This window comes from Paenibacillus sp. 598K (assembly GCF_003851045.1).
Taxonomy (GTDB): Bacteria; Bacillota; Bacilli; order Paenibacillales; family Paenibacillaceae; genus Paenibacillus_D.
The window spans coordinates 1-8,703 of sequence record NZ_BFBX01000203.1 but is presented as its reverse complement, the minus strand read 5'-3'; the positions used below and the strand labels follow the sequence as shown (position 1 = coordinate 8,703).

Sequence of the window (8,703 nt, the reverse complement as noted above, 5' to 3'; positions counted from 1 at the left end):
GCGGGCGCCCAGCGCGCGGCTCGGCAGGCGGAACGCGTCGGTCGAGCGGCGCAGCCGGATCAGCCCGCGCGTATAGCGATTCGTCTGCGCGCAGACCGGATAGCGTGCCGCATCCGTCGCCTTGGCCCAGTCGAAGCGATTGATCGCATCGGAAGAGTCATACGAGTTGTGGACCAGATAGCCTAGCGTCTCGCCCGACGGTCCGCTCAGCGTGTGCGCCTGACTGGCGGGAGCGCCTGCGCCCTCCCACCGCTTGGTACGGCCATACTCCTGCCCAGCGTGCAGGAATACCGTCCCCTGCGCCGTCAGCAGCATCGTCTGACCAAGTCGGATGCGCCGGTGAATCTCGTCCTCGGCCTCAGGCCTGGTCGGATCTACGCGCAGCGTCAGCGCGATCACATCGTGCAGCGTCAGATTGTCATGCGCCTCGAGATACGGCACCATATCCCCGGGCGCATCAGCAGGTGTGTTGGATGGCTGCGCCTTCAGGTTGCGGATCAGGCCGTCGATGCTGCGAGCGCCGCCCGTCAGGAAGCGCGGCTCGCCCTCCTGGCCGAAGCCGCCCTTCAGCTCGTCGCGGAACTCGTCGGAGAACACGCCGACATCGTCGGTCTTGTCCATCCAGTCCTGATCGGCTGCCAGCCCGCGCAGCGCCGGCTCGGCCAGATGACCAGCGAACGTGCGCCAGCCCTCGCCGATGAATAGCGCGTGCGGGCAGATCGCTCGCGCCGTATCGTAGGCGCGCTGTACAGCCGGATAAGTCGCGTCGCCCATCATGTCCCAGCGCATGCCGTCGATCCTGAACTCGGCGAACCAATATGCCACCGAGTCGAGCATCAGCTTCTCAGCCATCCGGTGATTGGTCGCCAGGTTGCTGCCGAAGCCGCCGAGCAGCTTGCCCTGCGCATCCTCCCAGAAATAATAGCCCGGCACGATGTCGCTCAGCAGCCAATGCTTGGCCATATGGGTATAGACGACATCGAGGATGACGCCCATGCCTGCTGCATGAATGGCCGAGATCAGCGTCTTCAGCTCGCGGATCCGCAGCTCGGGATCGCCAGGGTCCTCGGAGTACGCCCCGTCCGGCGCGAAATAGCCATGCGGGTCGTAGCCCCAGTTGTACTGGTTGTTATACGTGGAAGGCTCCAGCTCGCGGTACGCCATCGCCGCTTCGTCGCCGTAATACCACGCCATCACTGGCAGCAGCTGGATATGCGTTACGCCTAGCGAACGGATGTAGTCGAGCTTGTCGATGAAGGCCAGATAGCTGCCCCACCGGGACCGCAGCTCGCCCGCAATCGCGGGGTCGGAGGTGAAGTCGCGCACATGCGCCTCGTAGATAATCGCATCCTCCCTGCGCCTGTACCCGTCGATATGGACTGGATGCCAGCCGCCGACCGGCTCGGTAGTCGTCAGATCGACGATTGCCGCCTTGCCGACCGCATCGCGATCGCCGCCCACCGGGATGCCCGCCGGATTGACCCGGAACGTCGCCATCGACCTCGCATACGGATCGAGCGCGCGCCTGGAGCGGCGACCGTGCTTGACCTCGTATTGATAATAATACCCCCGCAGATCGCGGACGCCCACCGCCGCCGGATCGACGGTAGCGTGCCAGACGCCGCGCGTGCGCCGCGTCATCGACAGTCCGCCGATCGCTTGCTCGGCATCGTCCTTGTCATAGAGCCACACGGTCACCGCCTCCGCCAGCGGCGCCCATAGCTTGAAGGAGGCTGCGCCTGCGGCATAGGTCGCTCCGAGATCGTCCCCGTCATAGGCGCATAGCGCGTCCAGCTCCTGCCAACCCGCCCCGGCGAGCGCAGCCGCGTCCGGATTGGCCGGCCAGGCCGAGATGCGACGCGTATAGCCGTCATCCACATAGACGAACGTGATCTCCCCGGACCGCTCCACGAACAGCGGCAGGTTGGCTCCGCCAGGCACGCCGTCCGCGCCATAATTCTCCGACCAGTTGCCGTTGATCACGATCTTGTACTCGTAGGCCCCTGCCTCCAGTCGTACCGTCAACGTATGGATACCGTTGCCGATCGCCTGCATCCTGGTGGCCGCCTGATCTGGCAGCCAATCGCCGGATAGTCCGAGCTGCGACTGGAAGCTGCCTGTCACATAAGGCGTCCGTGTTGCTGTCGTCTGTACCGTATCGATCATCGCTGACCACCCCCTGCTGCCTCTAATCCCGGTAACGCTCTCCGAACCAGCGAGCCGCCGCCTCGACCTCCGTACGCGACAGCTGATGCCCGTGGTTCTCCCAATGGAGCGCGACCTCGGCGCCTGCGCCGGTCAACAGCCGCTCCAGCTCCTCGCTCTCCTGCGGCGGGCAGAGCGGATCGTTGCGTCCGGCCCCGATGAAGACGGCTGTGCCGGTCAGATCCGGCAGCTCCAGCCCGCGTCGCGGCACCATCGGGTGCAGCAGCACGGCCCCGGCCAGCGCGTCGGCATAGTGGAACAGCAGGCTGCCCGCGATGTTGGCGCCGTTAGAGTAGCCGACAGCGACGACGCGGCTGCGGTCGAAGCCGTAAGCCTCGGCCTGCTCCCCGACGAAGTCATGCAGCTCGGCAGTGCGGAAGATCAGATCCTCCTCGTCGAAGACGCCCTCCGCCAGTCTGCGGAAAAATCGGGGCATCCCCGCCTCCAGCACATTGCCTCTCACGCCGAGTAGCGACGACCCCGGGGAGATCATCCGCCCGATCGGCAGCAGATCGTCCTCGTTGCCGCCGGTGCCATGCAGCAACAGGAGCGTAGGCGCTCCCGGGTCGCTGCCTTGTTCGAATCGATGCTTCATCATCTGTGTTGCCCTCCTCTAATAGATTATGCATCTATGTGCAATGGCGCATCGCCGGACAGACGCGTCGGTCGCGAGACAAGCGACTCCGGCAGCCCGGCGATGCGGCTAGCTTGATACGTCATCATAGGGTCTATCGGCGATTATACGCCTTGTCCCGTCGTGTCCAGCGGCTGCAGCTTGGCCTCGATCTCCTGACGACGCGACTCCAGGAACGGCGGCAGCGCGAGCGATTCGCCGAGATGCTCCAGCTCCTCGTCTGTGTCGAAGCCGGGACCGTCGGTCGCCAGCTCGAACAGGATGCCGTTCGGCTCGCGGAAGTACAGCGAGCGGAAGTAGAAGCGATCGACATAACCGGAGTTCGGCACGCGCGCGGCGCGCAGCCTGTCCACCCAGGCGCGTAGCTCCGTCTCGTCCTCGACCCGGAACGCCACATGGTGGACGCCGCCGCGGCCCTGCTGCTCGCGCGGCAGATCGGCGCGCGTCTCGAGGTGGATCTCCGCTCCCGTACCGCCCTCGCCTGTCTCATAGACGAGGATATCCGGCTGCCCTGCGATCCACGATGGGTAGCTGCCCGCCTCGCGGAAGCCCATGAACGCCGTCAGCATCTGAGCCGTCGGCTCGGGATCGCTCACCGTCAGATAGATCGGTCCGAGTCCGATGATGCCGTACTCTGCAGGCACCAGGCTGCGCGCCCATGGTGTGCCGCCAGCGACGCCGCTGTCGGTCTCATCGGAGACGAGCACGAGCCGTTGGCCCTCAGGGTCGCGGAACGCGATCGTCTCGCGACCGCCGCGGCTGACGATCTCGTCGTGATCGACCCCAAATTGTGCGAAGCGCTCTTGCCAGTACCGCAACGCCTTGTTAGAGGGCACGCGCAGCGACGTGCCGGAGATGCTGCCGACGCCTTCGCGATTGCGAGCCGCCATCGGGATCTCGAAGAACGTCAGCTCCGTGCCCGGATTGCCCTTCTCGTCTCCATAGAACAGGTGGTACACCCGTGTATCGTCCTGATTGACTGTTTTTTTGATCAGCCGCATGCCCATGACTTTTGTATAGAAATCGAAGTTGGCTGGCGCTTTCGCCGTGATCGCCGACAGATGGTGAATGCCTTTCAGTGTAAGTTCCATCGTTATTGCCTCCTTATATTATCGTCTTCTTCATCTTGCGGATGAACCTTTTTGAGCAAAGCGATGAGCTGTTTTTTCTCCTCCCTGCTCAGACCGTCAAAGTGGGAGGCCTGCCGTCGTTCCTGCAAAGGCGCGACCGTATCGACCAGCTTACGGCCTTCGGCGGTCAGCGACAGATGCTTGCTCTTCCACCGCTGCTCTCTCCGAATCCACCCCTGTTCCTCCAGCTTGCCCAAAAGCTGCGTAACATTGCCCTTGGTGACGAACAGCTTGTCGCTTAGCTCTTGCTGCGTCAATCCCTCATGCGCGCCGATCTGCACCAGCACGTCGAACTGCGCCACCGACAGCTCCCACGCCTTCAGATGATGCGCCGATGCTCGCAAGCTCCGGTTATACGCTCGGGAGAGCCGATACCATACGAGCAAGCCCCAGCGGTCATCGCGGTTCGAGCTTGCAGACGCGCTATTGCTTGCGCTTGCGCCCCGGCCTTTGCTTGCATCCGTGTCCGCTTGTACGCTTCGAGCGCCTTCGCTATCCATTCGACCAGCCTCCCTTCTGTTTGTTGTTATCAGTTTAGTGCTTAACTGATAGCTTGTCAACCCTTCATCCGCCCCGTTCCCGCGCAACGTTGTCGCGATGACGAAGGTTGCATTAGAACGTTTTAATATCATTATAATTCTATAAGGATTATTCAATACGCAACATAAGCTGTGCTAGAATCAGTAGCGGCACATCTTCCATGACTATCCACCAAACTTACCAACTGTACGGAGGGATACACATCACGATGAGAAAAATCTGTCTGCTGTTGATCGCGCTGTTGACCCTAACTGCCACTGCGGCGACCGCGAGGGCCGAAGCCCAGGCGCCGTTGCTCAAGCTGGGCAGTCAAGGCGCAGCCGTCCAGGACCTGAAAACCCGTCTTCACGCATTAGGCTACTACACTGACGTTATTAACGATATATACGGCTCTGCGGCCAAGCAGGCTGTCCTGACGTTCCAGCAACGCCATGGTCTGCTGGTCGACGGCATCGTCGGACCGGAGACGCTGAACAGTCTGGACGGCTATGGCTACGCTCTGACTGCCCAGGAGCTCGATCTGATCGCGCGTATCATTTACTCCGAAGCCAGAGGAGAGAGCTACGAAGGACAAGTCGGCGTCGGCGCCGTCATCCTCAATCGGCTAACCTCGGAGCTGTTCCCGGATTCTGTACGCGAGGTGATCATACAGCCCAATGCCTTCACCGTCGTCGCGAACGGCCGCTATCAACAGCTGGAGCCGGACGACACGGCGCTCCAGGCAGCGCGAGATGCTGCTGCCGGGGTTGACCCGACGGAAGGCGCGTTGTTTTTTTACAATCCGGACATCTCGACGTCGACCTACTTTGACTCGCGGATCGCTGCCGTGAAGATCGGCAATCACCAATTTACGTTTTAGCGCGGATGTACCGCAGGAGGAGATGGACTTCGATGAGACAAATCACGCCCCAGCAATACGAGGAACGATTCGAGGCGGTATTGGATATCGCTGAGAGCATCCTGGGCGGAAGCGTGCCCGCGCTGCTGATCAGTCAGCTGAGAGCGATGAGCTACGACGAGCTGGGACGGCTGGCGATGCAGCTGTCCGAGACTCGCTCCATCGAGCAATGTCTGAGCCGATTGTCGTGAACGGCAAAAGAGACCTCTTCCTCGCCTTAAGCAGGGATAAAGGTCTCTTGATTCGTACAAGCTAGTCATGCACGGAGCGGCTAACCGGGCAGAATCTTCTGCAGACTCGTCAGCGGCAACGCGAGCAGCTTGCGAATCCGCAGGGACGGCGGCACGCGTCGCGCCGGGAGCGCTGGCGGCAGCTGCGCGTACTGGAGGCCAGAGTACTGCTGCAGCAAGCCTTCGTATTCCAGATGGAGCAGACGCGCCCGGGCGATATCGCCCGGCGTCGTCATCAGCGAGGATTTGTTGACTAGCGGCATGCCGCCAGACTCGAACAGGTATGCGACGAACTGAGAGCAGAAGTAGGCCCGGTTCCGGCGCCATTCAATGTTGAGCAGCAACGTGAACAAGCCAACGAAGTTGTACGTGTACGTGTCTTGTCTGCGATACATCGCCCTGACGCGGCGACGGATACGACGGTACACCTCTTCGCTGACTCGGCAGCTGTAGATGGCGCACGACGCTTCGCTGAACAGCTTGCCGCGCATGTCCTCTCGGACCAGGCCGCCGATCAACGGATTGGACGGATGCTTGCGCCCGAAGCTGTAGACTTCCTGCAACTCCCGGTCAAAAGCAATCGATGCATGATTCAGCGGGTCCTTCGTGCACCAGCGGATCGCCCGGTTCAACATCGTGCCCGTATCCGTCAATATAATGTGAAGCTCACGTTCGTGGCTCATTCCGCTCGACCTCCACCCATTCTCTTCTCTCAATCTTCCTATTAATCTAACATTTATATACGATGGAAAACTTTATTTCGTTCCCAAAAAGATTAACTTTCGCTGTCTTCATTTTACGTTAACAGCCCGTGCCTTTAATAGTACCAAAATTGCATGGTACCGCAGATCGGGCATGTTGCCCCGGCAACAGAAGAACACCGTCCTGCGCCGAAAAAAACTGCGTTCAGCGCGAACGGTGTCCTGGTTAGGCGAGGATCTCAGCGATGATCACTTGCTGCTTGCAGTCGCCTTGCCGGTCAGAATAACCGAGTTCGTCTTGCTGTCCCAATGGACGTCAAATTGCGAGAGCGTCGAGATGTCCCTCAGCGGCAGCATCACCGAACCGTCCACCATCTGTGAAGCGTTAATCGTTACCGAGCTGCCATTAACCGTTGCTGTCGAGGTCAGAGGCTTGTGTACGAGCACCAGTCCGCTGCTGTAAGCCGTCACGGTCTTGGTCGCGTTGTCCCATTGGACTGTGGCGCCGAGCAGTTGGAACAGATCGCGCATCGGTACGAAGATCCGTTGCTCGGACATAATCATCGGCGCATTCAGCTTTTGCTCGGTGCCATTGATGATGACCTTGCCCTCGTATTTTTCCGGACCAACGTCATAGCCGTTATTGCGGGCGATCTCTTCAAAGGACAGGGAAGAGGTCGTCACGACCGCATAAGCGTTGATGCGCACCTTCTCGAACAGCTCCCGCACCGAATCGTTATGCATGCGGATGCAGCCGGCGCTCACATACTTGCCGATTGAGCGCTCGTTGTTGTTGCCGTGGATCGCATAGGTCGTGCCTTTTGTGCCGTTTACGTCCAGCCCGATCCAGCGATCGCCGAGCGGGTTGGTAGGGTCGCCCCCCTTGATTCCTTCTTTGTAATAAGGCCGGTTTTTAATTTTATTGACGATCTTGAACTTACCCTCCGGCGTCAGATCCGGCGTCAGACCGGTCGCCACCGTATATTCCTTCACAAGCTTGCCTTTCTCAAAAAATGCGAGCTTGTTTGTTTTTTTGTTGACGACGATCAGTTGCTCCTGACTGGAAGAAGTGCGGCTGCTGCTGGCGTCGACCGTTCCGGTCCATCCCGTAACGGTGGCCAGGACAACGGCTACCAGCAGCATCAAGCCTGTACGTAGTTGTTTTCTCATCCGGTTCCTCTCCTTCTCTCTTTGTCCACATAGGTTACCCTTGTACCCTATACCCCCAGGTTAGCTGAACGGTGCTTCAGCTCTGTTCCTGCCTGGCGCTCGTGCCTGGCATCCCCTTGCCAGGCTGTCGGTAACACGAAGTAATCCCAATTATCTATTACTCCAATATGTGGAACATGAATCGGTCACGACAGTTAAAATTTGGACCACGTGCAATTGTATATCGTCGAACGCTCCTGCAATACGGTACATATCGCTCGTCCTCGGAGGAGGAGAGACTGTAACCAGGTTCAGGAAGTATCGACTTGCTATATAAGACGTGTTGAGGAAGAATTAGGTTGCAAAAATTTTTAGGAGCTGGTCCCAAACAAAGCGGGGCAACGAGAAGCGGCTAATCCGTGGGAGACGCTAACAGAATTTCTTTGATACGTTCATCCCGAATTACTAACGCTCGCCCTCGGCCTTATTGGGGCAAAAAACAGAGGCTCCCAGGCTAATGCTCGCCTGGGAGCTTATTTTGGTTTTTCGCGGATTAACGTTGAACAAACGGGTGACTGCTTCAGCGATTAGTTCGTGGGAAAGTAGTCGACGCGAGCCAGCGCCTCACCTCCGGGGAGCGATACTTCCCACGAGTCCGAGGCCAGGCTCCGACGAAGGCATACTTAAAGGATGCGGTGCATCGACCACACGACGCCCGGCGTCGTTCCTCCGATATTCAGCGAGAGCGTCAAACCATTGGCCTCATAAAACAAACCGATGACATCGCCTGCGTTAAGCTGCACATCGCCTGCCAGTGTGACAGTTCCGCTGCCTAATACGGCACGCAGGGTCAATACCAAAACAATACTGACGTTCAAAATAGGGAAAAGGCCGGTAATCAAATTCGTTACGGGAGCAGTTGTTCTTCGCACGACAAAGGTTGGATTGACACCTGCTCCTAAAGAAATTCCCAACGCCGCTGTCGTCGCATAATTGATCGTAGCTTTAATCGAGTATCTGCCGGTCGTAGGAATGGTAAAGTTTCCTGTCGCCGGGTTAAAGGTACCGTTGTTAAAGTAAGGACTAGCCACCGAAAATCCTGTTAGTTGAGTTGATGCGGAAGTAGTGAGGCTGGTCAATCCGGAAAATCCGTCAGCGGCAACATTGGGCCCGGTAGGACCAGTAGGACCCGTGGCTCCGGTCGCTCCTGTCACTC

Annotated in this window: 8 protein-coding genes and 1 pseudogene; 2 read left to right on the top strand and 7 right to left on the bottom strand. The window is 59.2% G+C overall.

All coding sequences use genetic code 11. The features are described from left to right. The 4 genes from PA598K_RS34415 to PA598K_RS34400 form a co-directional block, all read right to left on the bottom strand. On the bottom strand, positions 1–2,166 hold a 2,166-nt coding region (locus tag PA598K_RS34415), incomplete at its 3' end, for a pullulanase X25 domain-containing protein (protein WP_260405756.1). A 22-nt stretch (positions 2,167–2,188) separates the two neighbouring features. After that, on the bottom strand, positions 2,189–2,800 hold the full coding sequence (locus PA598K_RS34410; RefSeq protein ID WP_128661225.1) for an alpha/beta hydrolase: 612 nt from the start codon (positions 2,798–2,800) through the stop codon (positions 2,189–2,191). A 143-nt stretch (positions 2,801–2,943) separates the two neighbouring features. Beyond that, the gene (locus PA598K_RS34405; protein ID WP_128661224.1) at positions 2,944–3,930 is read right to left on the bottom strand and encodes a ring-cleaving dioxygenase; all 987 of its coding nucleotides are present in this window, start codon (positions 3,928–3,930) and stop codon (positions 2,944–2,946) included. 2 nt (positions 3,931–3,932) lie between these two features. Beyond that, positions 3,933–4,355 (bottom strand): MarR family winged helix-turn-helix transcriptional regulator, encoded by a 423-nt coding sequence (locus PA598K_RS34400; RefSeq protein ID WP_260405757.1) that lies wholly within the window; start codon positions 4,353–4,355, stop codon positions 3,933–3,935. A 362-nt stretch (positions 4,356–4,717) separates the two neighbouring features. Here PA598K_RS34400 and PA598K_RS34395 point away from each other — a divergent pair, with 362 nt between their 5' ends. Together PA598K_RS34395 and PA598K_RS34390 are read left to right on the top strand one after the other, a co-directional pair. Continuing rightward, the gene (locus tag PA598K_RS34395; protein WP_128661222.1) at positions 4,718–5,368 is read left to right on the top strand and encodes a cell wall hydrolase; all 651 of its coding nucleotides are present in this window, start codon (positions 4,718–4,720) and stop codon (positions 5,366–5,368) included. A 32-nt stretch (positions 5,369–5,400) separates the two neighbouring features. Further along, positions 5,401–5,598: a hypothetical protein gene (locus PA598K_RS34390; RefSeq protein ID WP_128661221.1), complete on the top strand. Its 198-nt coding sequence runs from the start codon at positions 5,401–5,403 to the stop codon at positions 5,596–5,598. A gap of 80 nt (positions 5,599–5,678) precedes the next feature. On the opposite strand, the gene PA598K_RS34385 is transcribed toward PA598K_RS34390, so the two are convergent. The 3 genes and pseudogenes from PA598K_RS34385 to PA598K_RS36850 form a co-directional block, all read right to left on the bottom strand. Then, positions 5,679–6,320 carry a hypothetical protein gene (locus tag PA598K_RS34385; protein WP_128661220.1) on the bottom strand — a complete coding sequence of 214 codons (642 nt, stop codon included), beginning with the start codon at positions 6,318–6,320 and terminating at the stop codon, positions 5,679–5,681. Positions 6,321–6,587: 267 nt separating this feature from the next. Further along, entirely contained in the window at positions 6,588–7,508 is a 921-nt protein-coding gene (locus PA598K_RS34380) for a L,D-transpeptidase family protein (RefSeq protein ID WP_128661219.1), read from the bottom strand. A gap of 662 nt (positions 7,509–8,170) precedes the next feature. After that, a pseudogene (locus tag PA598K_RS36850) lies at positions 8,171–8,703 on the bottom strand (collagen-like protein); the annotation flags it as partial.

Bases quoted from the DNA above. Each gene is read 5' to 3' on its own strand.
- PA598K_RS34405 (WP_128661224.1), bottom strand. From the start codon at position 3,930: ATGGAACTTACACTGAAAGGCATTCACCATCTGTCGGCGATCACGGCG.
- PA598K_RS34395 (WP_128661222.1), top strand. From the start codon at position 4,718: ATGAGAAAAATCTGTCTGCTGTTGATCGCGCTGTTGACCCTAACTGCC.
- PA598K_RS34380 (WP_128661219.1), bottom strand. From the start codon at position 7,508: ATGAGAAAACAACTACGTACAGGCTTGATGCTGCTGGTAGCCGTTGTC.
- PA598K_RS34410 (WP_128661225.1), bottom strand. From the start codon at position 2,800: ATGAAGCATCGATTCGAACAAGGCAGCGACCCGGGAGCGCCTACGCTC.
- PA598K_RS34385 (WP_128661220.1), bottom strand. From the start codon at position 6,320: ATGAGCCACGAACGTGAGCTTCACATTATATTGACGGATACGGGCACG.
- PA598K_RS34390 (WP_128661221.1), top strand. From the start codon at position 5,401: ATGAGACAAATCACGCCCCAGCAATACGAGGAACGATTCGAGGCGGTA.